The sequence below is a fragment of the Mesorhizobium sp. P171375 genome (assembly GCF_057786075.1).
On record NZ_JBYNWF010000001.1, the window covers coordinates 6,466,367 to 6,484,797 of the forward strand.

Consider the following 18,431-nt stretch of genomic DNA (forward strand, 5'->3'; position numbering starts at 1 on the left):
TCAATTTTTCGATCTTCCCCAGAATCCCGATTGACTTTCGTTTGGCATAGCGATTAGAACGTTCCAATAGATTTTCCAATTCAAACGGAGAAACCCACCCGTATGGCCAGCCGGCCCAAGGCAACGATCCTGGACATCGCCCGCGAGGCCGGTGTGTCCAAATCGACGGTGTCGCTCGTGCTGCAAGGCTCAGGGCTGATCCGGCCTGAAACCGCGCTCAAGGTTCGCAAGGCGATCGAGGATGTCGGCTATGTCTACAACCGCGGCGCCGCCAATCTGCGCAAGGCCCACTCCAACGTCATCGGCATGGTCATCAACGATCTCACCAACCCCTTTTTCGCCGAGCTGGCGGTCGGCATGGAGCGTGTCTTCCAGTCAGCCGGCATCGTGCCGTTCATCGCGAATACGGCGGAGAATCCGGTGCGCCAGGAGGAAGTGCTGAAGTCGCTGATGGAACAGGGCGTCGCAGGCCTGATCGTCTCGCCGGCGCGCGGCACGACGCCGGGCGCCTTCCGCCGCATCGAGACGGCCGGCGTGCCGGTGGTCTTCGCGATGCGCCGCCTGCCGGACAGCCGCATCCCTGTGATCGCGCCCGACAATCATCGCGGCGCGTATCTCGCCGCCGCCCATCTGATCGGCAAGGGCCATCGCCGGCTGGCTTTCTTCGGCGGCACCTCCGATCTGGTCGTCTATCAGGAGCGCCTGGGCGGTTTTCGCCAGGCATGCGAAGCGCTTGGCATTGCCAGGCGCGACGTGCTCGTCGTCGAAGGCGAGACCAGCCGCAGGGGCGGCATCGCCTGCCTGGAAACCGCCCTTGCCATGCCCGAGCCGCCGACGGCGGCGCTGTGTTTCAACGACGCCGTTGCCTTCGGCGTTATGCTGGCGCTGCGCAAGCGCGGGCTGGAGCCCGGCGCGGATTTCGCCGTTGTCGGTTTCGACGACGTGGTCGAGGCCGAGCACTACATGCCGGCGCTGACAAGCGTCTCGGTGGACACGGCAGGCCTTGGCGAGCGCGCCGCGCATGTCATGCTGAAGATGATCCAGTCGCGCACCACGCGTGCCGAGGACCATATCGGCGCCGTCAATCTGGTCGTCAGGGAAAGCTGCGGTCCCGATCGCCGTGCCCGGAACACGACTGCAGGAATGGGAGACGCCGCATGAGCGTCAGATGGGGATTGATCGGCGCCAGCACGATCGCCAAACAGTTCATGATCAACGCCATCCGTGCGCAAGAGGGTGGCGAGATATCAGCGGTGATGAGCTCCAGCCCGGAGCGGGCCAAGGCCTATGCCGCGGAAAACAGCGTTCCGCTCGCCGTCTCGACACTCGACGACCTGCTCGGCGCCGGCATCGACGCCGTCTACATCTCGACCACCAATGAACTGCATCTCGAACAGGCGCAGGCCGCGATCAAGGCGGGAAAGCATGTTCTGTGCGAAAAGCCGCTGGCGCTGACCAGCGCCGATGCGCGCACCATGGTCGCCGCCGCCAAGGCAGCCGGAATCGTGCTTGGCACCAACCATCATCTGCGCAATGCCGGCGCCCACCGCACCATGCGCGATGCTATATCAGCCGGCCGCATCGGCAAGCCGATCGCCGCGCGTGTCTTCCATTCCGTCTACCTGCCGGAGAACCTGCAGGGTTGGCGCATCACCAAACCTGAGGCCGGCGGCGGGGTGGTGCTCGACATCACCGTGCACGATGCCGACACGCTGCGTTTCGTGCTTGGCGACGACCCGATCGAGATTTCCGCCTTCACCCAGTCGGCCGGCATGGCCGGCAGTGGGCTGGAAGACGGCGCCATGTGCATCTGGCGCTTCAAGTCCGGCGTCATTGCCCAGTCGCATGAAGGCTTCACCACAAAGTTCGCCGACACCGGCTTCGAGGTGCATGGTTCGGAAGGCTCGTTGATCGGCAAAAATGTGATGACGCAAAAGCCGGTCGGCACGGTGCTGCTGCGCACAGCCAAGGGCGAGGAGGAACTGAGTTTCGACCACGAAGACCTCTACGTCCGGTCGCTGCGCCAATTCCACGCCGCCATCAGCGGCAAAGGCCAGCCCTCCGCCACCGGCGAGGACGGCGTCTGGTCGCTTGCGTCAGCCGAAGCGGCGTTGCAGTCGGAGAAATCCGGCAAGGCGGTCGCAATCGATCCCAAGCTCGGGAGCGCCAAGTGAGCAAACTCGTTTCCGCCGCGGAAGCCGCCGGCCTGATCAAGGACGGCATGACCGTATCCGTCTCGTCATCGAGCGGCCTCGGCTGCCCGGACGCGGTGCTGGCCGCCATCGGCGAGCGCTTCGACACCGAAGGCCATCCCAAGGGTATCACCACGCTGCACCCGATCGCCGCCGGCGACATGTACGGCATCAAGGGCATCGACCATCTGGCCAAGCCCGGCCTGTTGAAGCGCACGCTGTGCGGCTCCTACCCCTCAGGCCCCTCCTCGTCCGAGCCGCCGCAGATTTGGAAGATGATCGGCGACAATTCGGTTGCCGCCTACAACGTCCCCTCAGGCATCCTGTTCGACATGCATCGGGAGGCCGCCGCCAAGCGGCCGGGCGTGCTGACCAAGGTCGGTCTCGACACTTTCGCCGATCCGCGCCACCAGGGCTGCGCCATGAACGCGGCCGCCAGCGAGCCGATCGTCTCGGTGCAGCAGTTCGACGGCGAGGAATGGCTCTATTTCCGCTCGATCGTACCCAACATGTCGATCATCCGCGCCACCACCGCCGACGAACGCGGCAACCTCACCTATGAGCATGAAGGCGCCTATCTCGGCGGTCTCGAACAGGCGCTCGCTGCCCGCAACAATGGCGGCATCGTCATCGCGCAGGTCAAGCGCGTGGTCGAGAACGGCACGCTGAAGCCGCATGATGTGCGCGTGCCCGGCGTTCTGGTCGACCATATCGTGGTCGCTCCGGATCAGTTGCAGACGACGCTGACGCCTTATGATCCGGCGATTTCAGGCGAGATCTTTCGGCCGCTGTCGAGCTTCCGCAACGCCGAGATGAACGTCCAGAAGGTCATCGCACGCCGCGTTGCCATGGAATTGCGCGACGGCATGGCCGTCAACATCGGCTTCGGCATCTCCGCCAACGTGCCACGCATCCTCCTCGAGGAAGGCCAGCACGGCAAGGTCACCTGGGTGATCGAACAGGGCGCTGTCGGCGGCGTGCCGCTGCTCGACTTCAAGTTCGGCTGTGCCTCGAACGCCGAGGCGATCATGCCCTCGCCGCACCAGTTCATCTATTTCCAGGCCGGCGGCTTCGACGCCTCGCTGCTGTCGTTCCTGCAGATCGACCGCCACGGCTCGGTCAATGTCTCCAAGCTGTCGGCACGGCCGCATGTCACCGCCGGCGCCGGTGGCTTCGTCGACATCACGGCGCGGGCGAAGAAGATCGTCTTCTCCGGCTTCTTCAATGCCGGTGCGAAACTGTCGCTGGCCGAAGGCGGCATCCGCATCGACCGCGAAGGCAAGGTCAAGAAGGTGGTCAACGAGGTCGAGCACATCTCCTTCTCGGGAAAACGCGCCGTCGCGCAGGGACAGGACATCACCTATGTCACCGAACGCTGCGTAATGAAGCTGACGCCGGACGGCCTGATGGTGACGGAACTGGCGCCGGGCATCGACCTCGAGCGCGATGTGCTGGCGCAGTCCGAGACACCGCTCGGCGTCGCCAACGACCTCAAGGTCACGCCGACGGCCCTCTACCAGGATCGGCCGATCGGCCTGTCGCTCAATGGCGGCGCTTCGCTCGGAGGCGCACATGGCTGAGCGCCTCGTCAGCTTCGAACAGGACGGCGCCATCGGCATCGTCACGCTGCGTCGGCCGGAAAAGTTCAATGCGTTGGACATTCCGATGTTGCGGGCGCTTGAGACAGCGCTCGACGAAGCCGAGATAGCTGACGGCGTGCGCGTCGTGCTCGTCCGCGGCGAAGGCAAGGGCTTTTGCGCCGGCGGCGATGTCGAGGCCTGGGCGCAAATGAGCGCCGCCGATTTCCAGGTGCAGTGGGTGCGCTATGGCCACCGCGTCTTCGACCGGCTGGCAAGGCTCAGGCAACCGACCATTGCGGCGCTGTCCGGCCATGCGCTGGGCGGCGGGCTGGAATTGGCAGTCGCCTGCGACTTCCGCGTCGCCGAAACGCAGGTGAAGCTCGGCTTCCCCGAAACATCGATCGGCGTGGTCCCCGGCTGGTCCGGCACGCAGCGCGCCGTGCGCCGCCTCAGTGCGCAGGTCGTGCGCCGCATGGCGCTTGGCGGTGAGGTCTTTGCCGCCCCCGACGCGCTTGCCCTCGGCATCGTCGACCGCGTGGTGGAGACCGGGCAGGCGCTGGCAGAGGCCAAGACGTGGGCCGAAAAAATCGCCGAGCGCGGGCCGCTCGCAACCGAAGCCGCCAAGCTGATGATCGCAGTCGCCGAAGGCGAGGAAAGCGCTGCCGCGACCGAGGCGCTGGCCAGCGGCTTTATTGCCCTGACCGGCGATCTCAAGGCCGGCGTCGGCGCCTTCAAGACGAAGCAAAAGCCGGCCTTTTCGAGATCCTAGAGAAAGCATGATGAACGCACCGCTCAACATTTCCATGCCGACTGAGGCGTCCAAGGCGCCAAAGGCTTACAAGCTCCTGATCGACGGCAAGCATGTCGATGCCCGCGACGGCCGTACGCTGGAGCGCAACAGCCCCGGCCACGGCTTCACCGTTTCGCGCTATGCACAGGCCGGCGCGGCCGAGGTGGACGCGGCGATGCAGGCGGCGCACAAGGCTTTCGAGACCGGCCCGTGGCCGCGCATGAAGGCGGCTGAACGGGCCGCGATCCTGCTCAAGACGGCTGACCTCATCGAAGCCCGGTTGGAAGACATCGCCCGGCTCGATGCGCTGGAATCCGGCAAGCCGATCGCCCAGGCGCGCGGCGAGATTGGCGGCGCCGTCGACATCTGGCGCTATGCCGCTTCGCTTGCCCGCACGCTGCATGGCGAGAGCTACGCCAATCTTGGCGACGCCATGCTGGGCGTGGTCGTGCGCGAGCCGATCGGTGTCGTCTCGATCATTACGCCGTGGAATTTCCCTTTCCTCATTGTCAGCCAGAAACTGCCCTTCGCGCTTGCCGCCGGCTGCACGGCGGTGGTGAAGCCCAGCGAAATGACCTCGGCCTCGACCTTCCTGCTCGGCGATATCCTGATGCAGGCCGGGCTGCCTGCCGGCGTCGTCAACATCCTGGCCGGTCTCGGCGCCGATGTCGGCGCACCGTTGGTCAGCCATCCCTTGGTCGAGATGGTGTCCTTCACCGGCTCGACCCGCGTCGGCAAGATGACCATGGCTGCAGCCGCGCAGTCGCTGAAGAAAGTCTCGATGGAGCTCGGCGGCAAGAACGGCCAGATCGTCTTCCCCGACGCCGACCTTGAAGCGGCCGCCGACGCCGCGGTGTTCGGCGGCTTTTTCAACGCCGGCGAATGCTGCAATGCCGGCAGCCGGCTGATCGTGCATGAGGCGATCGCAGACGATTTCCTCGCCGCCGTGAAGGCCCTCACCGCTAAAGTGACGGTAGGCGATCCGCTCGACGACCGCACCAAGGTCGGCGCGATGATTTCGTCGGACCATCTGGCCAAGGTGGCCGGTTACGTTACGGCGTCTGCAAGCGGCGGCAGCAATATCTACAGCGGCGGCAAACAGCTGGCCTCGAATGCCGGCCAATACCTCGATCCGACCATCATTCGCGGCGTCACCGAAGACATGGCCATTGCGCGTGAGGAAGTGTTCGGACCGGTGCTCTCGGTGCTGACTTTTGAATCGATTGATAAGGCGTTGCACATCGCCAACAACACGCCCTATGGTCTGTCGGCGGGTGTGTGGAGCGCCAGCATCGACACTTGCATGTCGGTGGCGCGTGGTGTGCGTTCGGGGACGGTTTGGGTGAACACATTCATGGAAGGCTATCCCGAGCTGCCTTTCGGGGGCTACAAGCAGTCCGGCATCGGACGCGAACTCGGCAAACGCGCTGTCGAGGACTATACCGAGGAAAAAACAATCCAGTTTCATCGCGGCCTGCGCACCGGTTGGTGGGTCGGCTGAGTTTGGAAGAACCCGGCGGGCATCCGTCGGTTATGTGAATGCAACAAGGGAGGTAGTACATGTTGCGCAAACTGCTTATCGGAACGGCTCTGGCGACGACCTTTGCTTTCTCGGCGCATGCCGAGGACGTCAAGGAAGTGCAGATGCTGCATTGGTGGACGTCGGGCGGCGAAGCGGCTGCTCTCAACGTCCTCAAGGGCGACCTGGCCAAGGAAGGCTATGCCTGGAAGGACGTGCCGGTGGCCGGCGGTGGCGGCGACGCCGCCATGACCGCGCTGAAGGCAATGGTCGCGGCCGGCAATTACCCGACGGCGTCGCAGATGCTCGGCTACACCGTGCTCGACTATGCGGCGGCCGGGGTCATGGGCGACCTCACCGAGACGGCGAAGAAGGAAGGTTGGGACAAGTCGGTTCCGGCAGCCCTGCAGAAGTTCTCCGTCTATGACGGCAAGTGGGTCGCGGCTCCGGTCAACGTCCACTCGGTCAACTGGCTGTGGATCAACAAAGCGGTGATGGACAAGATCGGCGGCGCCGAGCCGAAGACCTTCGACGACTTCGTCGCCTTGCTCGACAAGGCCAAGGCGGCTGGCGTCATCCCGCTCGCTCTCGGCGGCCAGAACTGGCAGGAAGCCACCATGTTCGACTCGGTCGTACTGTCGACCGGTGGACCTGAGTTCTACAAGAAGGCCTTCAACGACCTCGACGACGAGTCGCTCAAATCCGACACGATGAAGAAGTCGTTCGACAATCTTGCCAAGCTCGTCACCTATGTCGACCCGAACTTCTCGGGCCGCGACTGGAACCTTGCCACCGCCATGGTCATCAAGGGCGACGCCCTTGTGCAGGTCATGGGCGACTGGGCCAAGGGTGAGTTCAACGCCGCCAAGAAAACGCCGGGCACGGACTTCCTGTGCTATCGGTTCCCGGGCACCGAAGGCTCCGTGATCTACAACTCCGACATGTTCGGCATGTTTAACGTTCCGGACGATCGCAAGGCCGCGCAGGTCGCATTGGCCACCGCCACCCTGTCGAAGAGCTTTCAGTCGGCCTTCAACGTCGTCAAGGGTTCGGTTCCGGCCCGTACCGACGTTCCGGACACCGACTTCGACGCGTGCGGCAAGAAGGGCATCGCCGACCTGAAGGCTGCCAATGAAGGCGGCACGCTGTTCGGCTCGCTGGCCCAGGGCTATGGCGCGCCTCCGGCGGTCGCGAATGCCTACAAGGACGTCGTTTCGAAGTTCGTCCATGGTCAGATCAAGACCTCGGACGAAGCCGTGACCGAACTGGTCAAGGCAATCGACGACGCCAAGTAAGCCTAAAAACACCTTCCCCGCTTCGGCGGGGAAGGTTTCACCTCAGGATTGGCCGGCCTGAACACCATGCCGACCAAAGACCCGTATGCACGGGGCCGCCTTGCCGCCTGACGGCAGAGCACGGACGACCCGAAACGGGAGGAGCCTCATGAGCAGTGTAGCGACAAGCCAGATCAAGCTGACGCCGGAGCGGTCGCGCCCCTCGGTGCGCTCGCGCCTGCAGGACGCACTGCCGAAGATCGTGCTGGCGCCGAGCTTCGCCATCACCATCGTGTTCGTCTACGGCTTCATCCTGTGGACGATCTATCTGTCCTTCACCAATTCCAAGACCTTCCCGTCCTATGTCATCACCGGCTCGCGCGCCTATCAGCGCCTGTGGGGCTGGACCTTCGACACCGACCCGCCATCGAGCTGGTACACGTCGATCACCAATATGGGCATTTTCGGCTTTCTCTATATCGCCATCTGCCTGGCGCTCGGCCTGTTCCTGGCCATCCTGCTCGACCAGAAAATCCGCGGCGAAGGCGTGTTGCGGCCGATCTATCTCTACCCGATGGCGCTGTCCTTCATCGTCACCGGCGTTGCCTGGAAATGGTTCCTCGATCCCGGTCTCGGCCTTGAGCAGACCCTGCATCAATGGGGTTGGACGAGCTTCCATTTCGACTGGATCAAGAACAAGGATTTCGTCATCTACACCGTGGTCATTGCCGGCGTCTGGCAGGCCTCCGGCTTCATCATGGCGATGTTCCTGGCCGGGCTGCGCGGCATTGACGGCGAGATCATGAAGGCGGCGCAGATCGATGGCGCCACAACCTTCCAGCTCTACCGCCGCATCGTCATCCCGCTGCTGCGGCCGATCTTCCTGTCGGCCTTCATCGTGCTCGCCCACCTCGCCATCAAGTCCTACGATCTGGTGGTCGCGCTGACCAGCGGCGGCCCCGGCGGCTCGGCCTGGCTGCCCTCCAACTTCATGTATGAGTACACCTTCAAGCGTAACGAAATGGCCGTCGGCTCGGCCAGTGCGGTGATCATGCTGATGACCATCGTCGCCATCATCGTGCCCTATCTCTATTCGGAACTGCGGGAGAAGCCGCGATGAGCGCTGTCGCCACCCCTGCCCGCCCCACTGCTTCCCGGCAGGCCTCCGGCGGCATGAGCACCAAGACCCTCAACCGCATCGTCATCTACGGGCTGCTGGCGCTGTTCGCGCTGTTCTATCTGATGCCGCTGTTCGTCATGCTGGTGACGTCGTTCAAGACCATGGACGAGATCCAGAACGGCAACATGCTGGCACTACCCAAGGCGCCGACTTTCGACCCGTGGCTGAAGGCCTGGGGCGAGACCTGCGTCGGCCTCACCTGCGCCGGCATCAAGGGCTATTTCTGGAACTCCATCAAGATGGTGGTTCCGGCCGTGCTGATCTCGACCATGCTCGGCGCGCTCAACGGCTATGTGCTGACCAAATGGCGCTTTCGCGGCGCCACGCTGGTGTTCGGGCTGATGCTGTTTGCCTGCTTCATTCCGTTCCAGTCGGTGCTGTTGCCGATGGCGACCATCCTCGGCAGCCTGGGACGTTTCGGTGTCTCGCTGCAGAACTCGGTCGGCACCAGCTTCGGCCTCGGCAACCCGACGGTCAATCTGGTCTTCGTCCACATCGTCTACGGCATTGGCTTCACCACTCTGTTCTTCCGCAACTACTACGAGGCGTTCCCGAACGAGTTGATCAAGGCCGCACAGGTCGACGGCGCCTCCTTCTTCCAGATCTTCCGCCGCATCATGCTGCCGAACTCGATGCCGATCTTCGTCGTCACCGTGATCTACCAGTTCACCAACATCTGGAACGACTTCCTGTTCGCCTCGGCCTATGCCGGCACCGGCGACTCCATGCCGATGACGGTGGCGCTCAACAACGTCGTCAACACCTCGACCGGTGTCGTCGAATACAATGTCAACATGGCGGCCGCGATGATCGCGGCGCTGCCCACCCTGATCGTCTATGTCGTCGCCGGCCGCTATTTCGTGCGCGGGCTGATGGCTGGTGCGGTCAAAGGCTGAACTATCAGGAAGGAATAACCCATGGCTTTTCTGGAAATCGATGGGCTGAAGAAGCGTTTCGGGAATGTTGAGATCCTGAAGGGCATCGATGTCGAGCTCGAAAAGGGCGGCTTCCTGGTGCTGGTCGGTCCGTCCGGCTGCGGCAAGTCCACGCTGCTCAACACCATTGCCGGCCTGGAGCAGATCACCGAGGGCGAGATCCGTGTCGACGGCCGCGCCATCAACGATCTGCATCCTTCCAAGCGCGACATCGCCATGGTGTTCCAGAGCTATGCGCTCTATCCGAACATGACGGTGGCCGGAAACATCTCCTTCGGCATGGAGATGCGCGGCGTGCCGGCCGACGAGCGCCAGAAGGCGATCGACAAGGTGGCCAAGGTGCTGCAGATCGGCCACCTCCTGCAGCGCAAGCCGAGCCAGCTTTCCGGCGGCCAGCGCCAGCGCGTCGCCATGGGCCGGGCGCTGGTGCGCGACCCCAAACTGTTCCTGTTCGACGAGCCGCTGTCCAACCTCGACGCCAAGCTGCGCGTCGACATGCGCATCGAAATCAAGCGCCTGCATGCCACCACCGGTACCACTATCGTCTACGTCACCCACGACCAGATCGAAGCAATGACGCTGGCGACCAAGATCGCCGTCATGCGCGACGGCGAGGTACAGCAGTTCGGCACCCCGGCCGAAATCTACAACAACCCGACCAACCTGTTCGTCGCCGACTTCATGGGCTCGCCAGCGATGAACCTGATCCCGGCGACCATCGCCACCTCGGGCAATGCGTTGTCCGTCGTGCTGCAGCGCGAGGCGCGCGAGCCGATCACGCTGCCGATGGCCAATGCACCGGCGGGTCTCTCGGCCTTCCAGGGCAAGCCGATCATCTTCGGCGTCCGGCCGGAAGCGCTGACCGATCCGGAAGGCGCCGAACGCAACGCTTCCAACATCGCCACTGCCGACCTGCACATCGAGGTGGTCGAGCCTGCGGGTTCCGACACGTTCGCGGTGACCAATCTCGGCGGCAAGCCCGTTGTGGCGCGGCTGCGCGCCGACGCCAACATCCAGCCGGGCACCAGCACGCCGCTGGCCTTCAACCTGACCAAGGCAGTGTTCTTCGATCCGGCGACCGAGAGCCGCATTCGCTGACGGCTATGACAAATCCTGATATCGTCATCATCGGCTCTGGCATCGGCGGCGCCACGATCGCCTCCGGTCTGGCCGGCAACGGCGCCTCGATCCTGATGCTGGAGCGCGGCGAACCCTTGCCGGCAACGCCGCATGCGCGCGACACGCGCTCGATCTTCGTCGACGGCCACTACCGTCCCAAGGAGATGTGGCGCGAGGCCGGCGGCGCCGCCTTCAATCCCGGCAACTATTACTATGTCGGCGGCAACTCGAAATTCTACGGCGCGGTACTGATCCGCTACCGCAAAGAGGATTTCGCCGCCATGAAGCACTTTGGCGGCGTCTCGCCGGCCTGGCCGTTCTCCTATGACGAATTCGAACCCTGGTATTCGAAAGCCGAGCAGCTGTTTCGCGTCCGCGGCTCACTCGGCGAAGACCCGACCGAGCCGTTCCATTCGATCCCCTATGCCTACAAGCCGGTGCCCGACGAAGCGCCGATCGCCCGCGCCCGCGCGGAACTGAAGGGGCTGGGCCTGCACCCGGCGTCGCTGCCGCTCGGCGTCGACATCGACACTTGGCTGAAGGAAGGCAAGACCGGCTGGGACGCTTTCCCCAACACCGGCCAGGGCAAGATGGACGCCCAGACGGCGCCGCTAGCGGCGGCGCTAAAGGACAGCAAGATTCGGCTCGAGACAGGCTGTTATGCCGAGTATCTCGAAGCGGCGCCCGACGGCAAAAGCATATCGGCCATCCACTACCGGCAGAATGGCGAGCTGAAGAAAGTGTCGCCGAAGCTGGTCATCCTGTCGGCAGGCGCGGTCAATTCCGCCGTCATCCTGTTGCGTTCACCATCCTCCGATGGCAAAGGCCTTGCCAACCGCTCCGACCAGGTCGGCCGCAATTTCATGAACCACAATTCCAGCGCCATGCTGGCGATCGATCCACGCCGCAGGAACGACAGCGTCTACCAGAAGACGTTGATGCTGAACGACTATTATCTCTCCGACGGCAAGGGCGGCAAGCCGCTCGGCAACGTCCAGCTGCTCGGCAAGATCGACGGCAACATGCTCAAGGCCAATGTGAAGTCTGTGCCGAAATTCGCGCTGGATTACATGGCCGGGCATGCGGTCGACTGGTATTTGATGTGCGAGGACCTGCCCGATCCGGAAAGCCGCATCATGGTCGACGGCAAGGACATCGTCATGCAGTGGCGGCGCTCCAACATGCAGTCGCTCGACGGGCTGACCAAGGTGATGCGCGAAAACTTCCGCGCCTGCGGCTATCCAATCGTGCTGTCGCGCCCCTTCGACAAGCGTACGCCGTCGCACCAGTGCGGCACGGTCAAGATGGGCGACGATCCGGCGACCTCGCCGCTCGACCCGTTCTGCCGCGCCTTTGATCACCGGAACCTGTTCGTCGTCGACGGCAGTTTTCTGCCGAATTCGGCGGCGGTTAACCCGGCACTGTCCATCGCCGCGCAGGCGTTGCGCGTCGCCGAGCACATCCGCCAGACGGACCTCGCGGCATGACCCGGCCCTCTGCCATCGTCACCGGCGGCGCGCGCGGCATCGGGCTGGCCTGTAGTCAAGCGTTGGCCGATGCCGGATTCGACATCCTGGTCGCTGATCTCGCCGAACGAGCGCCGGATGGGCTTGCCGCCGACATCACCGCACGCGGCGCCAAGTTCGCCTACATCAAATGCGACATCGCCAACCTCGACGGTCATGCCGCGTTGGTCGACGCCGCCACAAACGCCTTCGGCCGCATCGACTGTCTCGTCAACAATGCGGGCGTCGGCGCCGTGGTGCGCGGCGATCTGCTGGAGCTGAAGCCGGAGAATTTCGACCGTGCGCTGAACATCAATCTGCGCGGTACCGTCTTCCTCAGCCAGGCCGTCGCCAAGGCGATGCTGGGGGCACCGGGTGATCATCCGCGCTCGATCATCACCATCACCTCGGTCAGCGCAGAAATGGCCTCACCGGAACGCTCGGATTACTGCATCTCGAAAGCTGGGCTGTCCATGTGGGTGAAGAACCTGGCGCTCAGGCTCGCGCCGGAAAACATCGGAGTGTTCGAGCTGCGCCCAGGCATCATCCGCACCGAAATGACGGCGGGCGTGACAGCCAAATACGACGCGCTGATCGATGGCGGCCTGGTGCCAGCAAAGCGCTGGGGCGAAGCGTCCGACATCGGCGCTGTGGTGGCGACGCTTGCCGCCGGCAAGCTCGGCTTTTCCACCGGCTCGATCATCAATGTCGACGGCGCGCTGTCCGTGCCGCGATTGTAAGGGTGATGCCATGACCGACTACATCATCGTTGGCGCCGGCCCGGCCGGCTGTGTTCTCGCCAACCGGCTGAGCGAGGATCCGGGCAATTCGGTATTGCTGCTGGAAGCAGGCGGCAAGGACTGGCATCCGCTGATCCACATGCCGGCGGGCTTTGCCAAGATGACCAAGGGCATCGCTTCCTGGGGCTGGTCGACCGTACCGCAAAAGCACATGCAGGACCGCGTCTTCTGGTACACGCAGGCCAAGGTGGTCGGTGGCGGCTCCTCCATCAACGCCCAGATCTACACGCGCGGCAACGCGCGCGACTACGACGCATGGGAGAAGGAAGAGGGCCTGACCGGCTGGGGCTATCGCGACGTGTTGCCCTATTTCAAACGGGCCGAGAACAACCAGCGCTTCGCCAACGATTTTCATGGCGACCAGGGGCCGCTCGGCGTATCGAACCCGATTTCGCCGCTGCCGATTTGCGAGGCTTATTTCCGTGCCGGCCAGGAGATGGGCATCCCCTTCAACCCGGATTTCAACGGCGCTGCCCAAGAAGGCGTCGGCTATTACCAGCTGACCCAGAAGGACGCCCGGCGTTCATCCGCTTCGGTCGCCTATCTGAAGCCGATCCGCGCCCGCAAGAACCTGACCGTCAGGACCGATGTGCTGGTGACCCGCATCATCGTCGAGAAAGGCCGCGCCATCGGCGTCGAGATCGTCGACAGGCCGGGCGGCCAGAAGACCATCCTGCGCGCCGAACGCGAAGTGATCGTCTCGTCCGGCGCCATCGGTTCGCCGAAGCTGTTGATGCAGTCGGGCATCGGCCCGGCCGATCACCTGAAATCGGTCGGCGTGACGCCGGTGCATGATCTGCCCGGCGTCGGCTCCAACATGCAGGACCATCTCGATTTGTTCGTCATCGCCGAATGCACCGGCGACCACACCTACGACAACTACGCCAAACTGCACCGTACGGCATGGGCCGGCTTGCAGTATCTGTTGCTGAAAAAGGGACCCGTCGCGTCCAGCCTGTTCGAGACCGGCGGCTTCTGGTACGCCGATCCGACCGCCGCCTCGCCCGACATCCAGTTCCATCTCGGCCTTGGCTCCGGCATCGAGGCCGGCGTCGAAAAGCTGAACAATCCGGGCGTCACCTTGAACTCGGCCTTCCTGCGCCCGCGCTCGCGCGGCACGGTGCGGTTGAAGAGCGGCCATCCGGCCGACCACCCGCTGATCGATCCGAACTACTGGTCCGATCCCTATGATCGCGCGATGTCGATCAAGGGGCTGAGACTCGCGCGCGAAATCATGCGGCAGAAGGCGCTTGCCCCTTACGTGCTGCGCGAAGTGCTGCCCGACCCATCGCTCGCCAGCGATGAAGAGCTGATCGATTATGCCTGCCGCACCGCCAAGACCGATCATCACCCCGTGGGCACCTGCCGCATGGGCCATGACGATATGGCCGTGGTGACACCGGACCTGCGCCTGCGCGGCATCGAAGGCTTGCGCATCTGCGACGCCTCGGTGATGCCGCGCGTGCCCTCCTCCAACACCAATGCGCCGACCATCATGGTCGGCGAAAAGGGCTCGGACATTATTCTCGGCCGCGAGCCGCTGCCACCGGCGGTGTTTTCCGGCAATCGCGCCGCGTAACGAGTTCAGGAAGGGCCCCCCAGATGATCAGGCACTGCGTCTTCGTTAAATTCCGCAGCGATGTCGCCGCCACCGAACGCGCGGCAATTCATGCCGACCTCGAGGCGCTTCGCTACTTTGTCGACGGCATGGACACTGTCTATTTCAGCGCCAATGTCAGCCCGGAGCCATTCGCGCGCGGTTTCAGCCATGGCTTCACCATCGACTTCCGCGATGCTGTCGCCCGCGACGCCTATCTGGTGCATGAGGCGCATCAACGCGCCGGCGCCCGTTTGGTCGCTGCACTCGAAGGCGGCACCGACGGGCTGATGGTATTCGATCTCGAGATCAGCCCAGCCTGAGCGCCACGACCCCGGCGACAATGCTGAGCGCGGCAGCACCACGCCAGCCCGTCATCTTTTCGCCCAGCGCGAAGACCGAGATCATCATGGCAAACAGGATCGAGGTCTCGCGCAGCGACGCCACCGAGGCGATCGGCGCCTTGGTCATTGCCCACATGACGATCCAGTAGGCAGCGCCGCTGAGCACGCCGGTGAACAGCCCGGCCTTCCAGTCACGCGCCAGAACGGGCAGTGCCTTGGGCCCGCGAAAGATGAGGCACAGCACCAGCGCGCCAAAAGCGTCGCAGATGAACAGCCATGCGGCGTAGCTCTGCGCGGTCGCCGCCAGCCGCGCGCCGCTGCCGTCGGAGAGCGTGTAGCTGGAGATAAAGATCGAGGTGCCGAGCGCAAAGCCGACCGCGCGAAGATTGAACCGCTCCAGATGTACGCCGCCGCGAAACGACATCACCAGCGTTCCGGCCGACAGCAGCAGGATGCCGAGGATGGCGAACGGCGCCGGCATCTCCTGCACCACCACAATGCCGCCGAGCGCGGTCAGCAGCGGCGCCGTACCGCGCGCCAGCGGATAGGTCTGGGCGAAATCACCGGCCTTGTAGGCGCCGATCAGGAAGGTCCGGTAGCCCATGTGAAAGATCACCGAGGCGATGATGTAAGGCCACACTTCGGCCTTCGGAAACTCGACGAAGGGCAGCACGAACAGCGCGGCAAACCCCATGCCCAGCGTCATCAGAGTGATCGACAGGAAACGGTCGAGATGCACCTTGACCAGCGCGTTCCAGATTGCGTGCATGGCGGCCGCGGCAAGCACCGCGAAGAAGACGAAAAGCGTCATGGAGGGCTCACCGACCTCCCGAGCCCAGGGGCGTTTCGAGATCGATGTCGACCCGGACCGGGAAGTGATCGGACGCCACCTCGCCAATATCGGCACCGACCGAGCGGACGCGATCGGCGAACATGCCACCGACGAAGCAATGGTCGAGCCGGCGCTTGGCCACCTTGCCGTCGATGGTCTTCACATGGGTGTGGAAATCAGCGGTCGGCTCGCTGGCAATGGACGCCGCATCGACGAAACCGTCGAGATAGGCGGCACCGCGATGATAGGGCGTGCTGCCGACGATGCGGCTGTATTCAGCACTCCCCGGCTCCATGTTGAAATCGCCCATCCAGATCGCCGCCATCGGATTTTCCGGCTCGGCTTCGCCGCTGGTCCAGTTGCGCGCAGGCTCGTCATCGATGCCGCTCCACGGTCCGCCCTCGGACGGTGCGCGGCGATGTTCGGCAAGCAGGTAGTCGAGCTGCTCCAGCCGCTCTTCCGCCGCGATATGGGCGAGATGCAGCGACAGGAATCGCACCGGCCCGGCCGGCGTGCGGATCATGCATTCAAGCGCGGCATTGCGGGTGTTGAGCGGCCTCAGCGTGCGGCGCATCGGCAGCGTGTGCAAGCGCGACCAGATGATCGGCAATTTCGACAGCAGCATGGTGCCGAACTGCCGGCGGCGGTTGACGATGCGGCCATCGCGCCGCTCGCTGGCGTCCATGTCGAAGGCCGGGCCGTAGACCCAGTGATAGTCCGGCAGCAGCCTGGACAGGATCTCAGGCTGATCGTCCTCATTGCTCCTCTGCCAGTGCCGCTCGACCTCCTGCAGTGAGATGATGTCGGCGCCGTCGACAATCGGCGCCGCGCGCGTCAGATCGTATCGGCCATCGCTGCCGAACCCGTACTGGATGTTGTAGCTGACCAGCTTCATTGCTTACCCGGCTCACTTTCGCTGATGGCAGTAGCGGTTCGGCAGATTGGTTGCAATGTGCACGAGAATGGAAGCGGCTTGTGCCAGAAGCCTCCCCGCCTTGCTGCGCGATCATGCACCGATTCCCGCCCGGCTCGGTATCCTCCGCACGCCGGAAAACGCCGCGAGGCGTCCCGTGGAAAGTGATGGCGCGAAATTGGCGCTAGTCGGTCGTCAGCGGTTGGAACCGGCCCGCCGGTGATGCGGCCAGTTCCGCCCAGTCGATCTCTTCCTCCAGCCGGTGATAGGCCTCGTCGCCGATCGTGCCGTTGCGGCGCAGCTCCTCGAGCGTGTCGCGCTGGCGGTTGATGGCATAGAGGCGCAACCGGTCGTATTCGGTGGCGGCTTGGGCGTTGTCCGGGTTTTCCGCGATCACGCGCTGAGCTTCATACTGTTCTCGCACGACGGCAGCCGCCGCCGAGGTCTTGCGGCTGAGCACATCGAGTGCGGCCTGCATGACGGCGACACGCGCCTGCGCCACCTCGTTGTCGACCGTTCTGTCCGGGGCGAAGTTGATCCAGCGCAGCAGCGGCTTCAGGGTCATGCCTTGCAGCACCAGCGTGCCCAGCACCACCGCAAAGGCGGCAAGCACGATCGGGTCGCGGTGGGGAAAATCGGCCGGCAGGGCAATGGCCACGACCAGCGTCACCAGTCCGCGCATGCCGCACCAACCGACCAGCACGGCGCCGCCAAATGTCGGCAGATCGCGCCTTGCCTCTTTGCTGCCGAGGCGGGCAAGCCATCGGATGATGGCGACGTAGCTCCCCACCCAGACCAGCCGCGCGACGATGACGACGACCAGCACGGTTCCGGCAAAGAGAAAGGCTTCGCCCTGCCCGTCGCCGGCAAGCCGGCCGACGATCGAGCGAGCCTGCAGGCCCATCAGCACGAAGGCCAGCACGTTGAGCACGAACACCGCCGATTCCCAGACCGAATAGGTGCTGACGCGGCGTCTGGCCGACATGCGGCGGGGTGCCCTGCGCGCAATGGTGATGGCGTAGACGACGATGGTGATGATGGCGGAAAGGCCGAGCCTGTCTGCGATGATCCAGACGGCAAAGGTTCCGGCAAACTGCACCACCGTGCTGCTCGCCGCGTCCTCGATGCGGCCAAGCGTCAGCAGCGAGATCCGGCCGAAGACGTAGCCCGCGACCAGACTGCCGATCGTTGCCAGCAGGATCACAGGAATGGCGTTGCTCAGCATGATCGTGCCGAGCGCCGCCGAAACCGCCAGCCGGTATATCAGCAGTGCGGTGGCATCGTTGAGCAGGCTCTCGCCCTGCAGGATGGCGGTGATGCGGTGCGGCACCTTGAACTGGCTGAGTACGGCAGACGCGGCCACTGCATCCGGTGGCGCAACGATGGCGCCAAGCGCGATTGCCGCCGCGATCGGCAGACCGGCCATCTTCCAGCCGACAAAGGCAACCACCACGGTGGTAAAGACAACGGCGCCAAGCGCCAGCAGCGCCAGCGACAGCCGGTAGCGTTTCAGGTCGCGCAGCGAGGTGTCGTAGGCAGCGTCGAGGAGCACCGGGGCGATGAACAAGGCAAGCGCCAGTTCCGGATCGATCTCGATCGTCGGCGCGCCCGGCACGAAGGCAATCGCGACCCCGGCTAGAGCCAGCAAGGACGGATAGGGAATCTCCAGCCGCCGCGACAGCGCCGTCAGCGCGACGGCAGCCAGAAGCAGAATTAGTGTCAGTTCGAAAAGAGCCATTGCCTATGGTAGCGGCGAAGCTGCGGCGTGGGCAGTGGCCGGATGACAGGATGCTGTTGATTGTCAGCACGCTTCCCGGCTTTAGCAATGATACGGCCGTTCATCGCGCCAGC

At 64.1% G+C, this 18,431-nt stretch carries 16 protein-coding genes; 13 read left to right on the plus strand and 3 right to left on the minus strand.

Going from position 1 to position 18,431, the window contains the following annotated elements; genetic code table 11:
* Positions 1 to 102 precede the first annotated feature (102 nt).
* From ACYHH6_RS31500 to ACYHH6_RS31560, 13 genes are all read left to right on the plus strand, one after another.
* Positions 103 to 1,161: a LacI family DNA-binding transcriptional regulator gene (locus ACYHH6_RS31500; protein WP_352586249.1), complete on the plus strand. Its 1,059-nt coding sequence runs from the start codon at positions 103 to 105 to the stop codon at positions 1,159 to 1,161.
* The gene (locus ACYHH6_RS31505) at positions 1,158 to 2,174 is read left to right on the plus strand and encodes a Gfo/Idh/MocA family protein (protein ID WP_352586248.1); all 1,017 of its coding nucleotides are present in this window, start codon (positions 1,158 to 1,160) and stop codon (positions 2,172 to 2,174) included. Before ACYHH6_RS31500 ends, ACYHH6_RS31505 begins: the two co-directional genes overlap by 4 nt.
* Positions 2,171 to 3,772, plus strand: a complete 1,602-nt coding sequence (locus tag ACYHH6_RS31510) for an acyl CoA:acetate/3-ketoacid CoA transferase (RefSeq protein ID WP_352586247.1) — start codon at positions 2,171 to 2,173, stop codon at positions 3,770 to 3,772. Before ACYHH6_RS31505 ends, ACYHH6_RS31510 begins: the two co-directional genes overlap by 4 nt.
* Positions 3,765 to 4,541 carry an enoyl-CoA hydratase/isomerase family protein gene (locus tag ACYHH6_RS31515; protein ID WP_352586246.1) on the plus strand — a complete coding sequence of 259 codons (777 nt, stop codon included), beginning with the start codon at positions 3,765 to 3,767 and terminating at the stop codon, positions 4,539 to 4,541. Before ACYHH6_RS31510 ends, ACYHH6_RS31515 begins: the two co-directional genes overlap by 8 nt.
* Before the next feature lie 10 nt (positions 4,542 to 4,551).
* The gene (locus ACYHH6_RS31520) at positions 4,552 to 6,063 is read left to right on the plus strand and encodes an aldehyde dehydrogenase family protein (protein ID WP_352586245.1); all 1,512 of its coding nucleotides are present in this window, start codon (positions 4,552 to 4,554) and stop codon (positions 6,061 to 6,063) included.
* 59 nt (positions 6,064 to 6,122) lie between these two features.
* Positions 6,123 to 7,376, plus strand: a complete 1,254-nt coding sequence (locus ACYHH6_RS31525) for an ABC transporter substrate-binding protein (protein WP_352556062.1) — start codon at positions 6,123 to 6,125, stop codon at positions 7,374 to 7,376.
* A 148-nt stretch (positions 7,377 to 7,524) separates the two neighbouring features.
* Positions 7,525 to 8,475: a carbohydrate ABC transporter permease gene (locus ACYHH6_RS31530; RefSeq protein ID WP_112559252.1), complete on the plus strand. Its 951-nt coding sequence runs from the start codon at positions 7,525 to 7,527 to the stop codon at positions 8,473 to 8,475.
* Complete coding sequence (locus ACYHH6_RS31535) at positions 8,472 to 9,431, plus strand: carbohydrate ABC transporter permease (protein WP_352586244.1); 960 nt, start codon at positions 8,472 to 8,474, stop codon at positions 9,429 to 9,431. Before ACYHH6_RS31530 ends, ACYHH6_RS31535 begins: the two co-directional genes overlap by 4 nt.
* Positions 9,432 to 9,452: 21 nt before the next feature.
* The gene (locus ACYHH6_RS31540) at positions 9,453 to 10,568 is read left to right on the plus strand and encodes an ABC transporter ATP-binding protein (RefSeq protein WP_112559250.1); all 1,116 of its coding nucleotides are present in this window, start codon (positions 9,453 to 9,455) and stop codon (positions 10,566 to 10,568) included.
* 5 nt (positions 10,569 to 10,573) lie between these two features.
* Positions 10,574 to 12,076, plus strand: coding sequence for a GMC oxidoreductase (locus ACYHH6_RS31545; protein WP_352586243.1), 1,503 nt, complete (start codon positions 10,574 to 10,576; stop codon positions 12,074 to 12,076).
* On the plus strand, positions 12,073 to 12,834 hold the full coding sequence (locus ACYHH6_RS31550) for a 3-ketoacyl-ACP reductase (RefSeq protein ID WP_352586242.1): 762 nt from the start codon (positions 12,073 to 12,075) through the stop codon (positions 12,832 to 12,834). The genes ACYHH6_RS31545 and ACYHH6_RS31550 overlap by 4 nt, the downstream gene beginning before the upstream one ends.
* Before the next feature lie 10 nt (positions 12,835 to 12,844).
* Entirely contained in the window at positions 12,845 to 14,473 is a 1,629-nt protein-coding gene (locus ACYHH6_RS31555; protein WP_352586241.1) for a GMC family oxidoreductase, read from the plus strand.
* 23 nt (positions 14,474 to 14,496) lie between these two features.
* Positions 14,497 to 14,814, plus strand: a complete 318-nt coding sequence (locus tag ACYHH6_RS31560; RefSeq protein WP_352586240.1) for a Dabb family protein — start codon at positions 14,497 to 14,499, stop codon at positions 14,812 to 14,814.
* Here the strand turns inward: ACYHH6_RS31560 and ACYHH6_RS31565 are convergent.
* The 3 genes from ACYHH6_RS31565 to ACYHH6_RS31575 form a co-directional block, all read right to left on the minus strand.
* Entirely contained in the window at positions 14,801 to 15,646 is an 846-nt protein-coding gene (locus tag ACYHH6_RS31565) for an EamA family transporter (RefSeq protein WP_352586239.1), read from the minus strand. The genes ACYHH6_RS31560 and ACYHH6_RS31565 overlap by 14 nt on opposite strands.
* Positions 15,647 to 15,653: 7 nt before the next feature.
* Positions 15,654 to 16,562, minus strand: a complete 909-nt coding sequence (locus ACYHH6_RS31570; protein ID WP_352586238.1) for an endonuclease/exonuclease/phosphatase family protein — start codon at positions 16,560 to 16,562, stop codon at positions 15,654 to 15,656.
* A 202-nt stretch (positions 16,563 to 16,764) separates the two neighbouring features.
* Positions 16,765 to 18,318 (minus strand): cation:proton antiporter, encoded by a 1,554-nt coding sequence (locus ACYHH6_RS31575; protein ID WP_352586237.1) that lies wholly within the window; start codon positions 18,316 to 18,318, stop codon positions 16,765 to 16,767.
* Positions 18,319 to 18,431 lie beyond the last annotated feature (113 nt).

What these genes read in the sequence shown, in the direction of transcription:
- ACYHH6_RS31500 (WP_352586249.1), top strand. Translation starts at nt 103, where the DNA reads ATGGCCAGCCGGCCCAAGGCAACGATCCTGGACATCGCCCGCGAGGCC.
- ACYHH6_RS31505 (WP_352586248.1), top strand. Translation starts at nt 1,158, where the DNA reads ATGAGCGTCAGATGGGGATTGATCGGCGCCAGCACGATCGCCAAACAG.
- ACYHH6_RS31515 (WP_352586246.1), top strand. Translation starts at nt 3,765, where the DNA reads ATGGCTGAGCGCCTCGTCAGCTTCGAACAGGACGGCGCCATCGGCATC.
- ACYHH6_RS31520 (WP_352586245.1), top strand. Translation starts at nt 4,552, where the DNA reads ATGAACGCACCGCTCAACATTTCCATGCCGACTGAGGCGTCCAAGGCG.
- ACYHH6_RS31525 (WP_352556062.1), top strand. Translation starts at nt 6,123, where the DNA reads ATGTTGCGCAAACTGCTTATCGGAACGGCTCTGGCGACGACCTTTGCT.
- ACYHH6_RS31530 (WP_112559252.1), top strand. Translation starts at nt 7,525, where the DNA reads ATGAGCAGTGTAGCGACAAGCCAGATCAAGCTGACGCCGGAGCGGTCG.
- ACYHH6_RS31535 (WP_352586244.1), top strand. Translation starts at nt 8,472, where the DNA reads ATGAGCGCTGTCGCCACCCCTGCCCGCCCCACTGCTTCCCGGCAGGCC.
- ACYHH6_RS31540 (WP_112559250.1), top strand. Translation starts at nt 9,453, where the DNA reads ATGGCTTTTCTGGAAATCGATGGGCTGAAGAAGCGTTTCGGGAATGTT.
- ACYHH6_RS31545 (WP_352586243.1), top strand. Translation starts at nt 10,574, where the DNA reads ATGACAAATCCTGATATCGTCATCATCGGCTCTGGCATCGGCGGCGCC.
- ACYHH6_RS31550 (WP_352586242.1), top strand. Translation starts at nt 12,073, where the DNA reads ATGACCCGGCCCTCTGCCATCGTCACCGGCGGCGCGCGCGGCATCGGG.
- ACYHH6_RS31555 (WP_352586241.1), top strand. Translation starts at nt 12,845, where the DNA reads ATGACCGACTACATCATCGTTGGCGCCGGCCCGGCCGGCTGTGTTCTC.
- ACYHH6_RS31560 (WP_352586240.1), top strand. Translation starts at nt 14,497, where the DNA reads ATGATCAGGCACTGCGTCTTCGTTAAATTCCGCAGCGATGTCGCCGCC.
- ACYHH6_RS31565 (WP_352586239.1), bottom strand. Translation starts at nt 15,646, where the DNA reads ATGACGCTTTTCGTCTTCTTCGCGGTGCTTGCCGCGGCCGCCATGCAC.
- ACYHH6_RS31570 (WP_352586238.1), bottom strand. Translation starts at nt 16,562, where the DNA reads ATGAAGCTGGTCAGCTACAACATCCAGTACGGGTTCGGCAGCGATGGC.
- ACYHH6_RS31575 (WP_352586237.1), bottom strand. Translation starts at nt 18,318, where the DNA reads ATGGCTCTTTTCGAACTGACACTAATTCTGCTTCTGGCTGCCGTCGCG.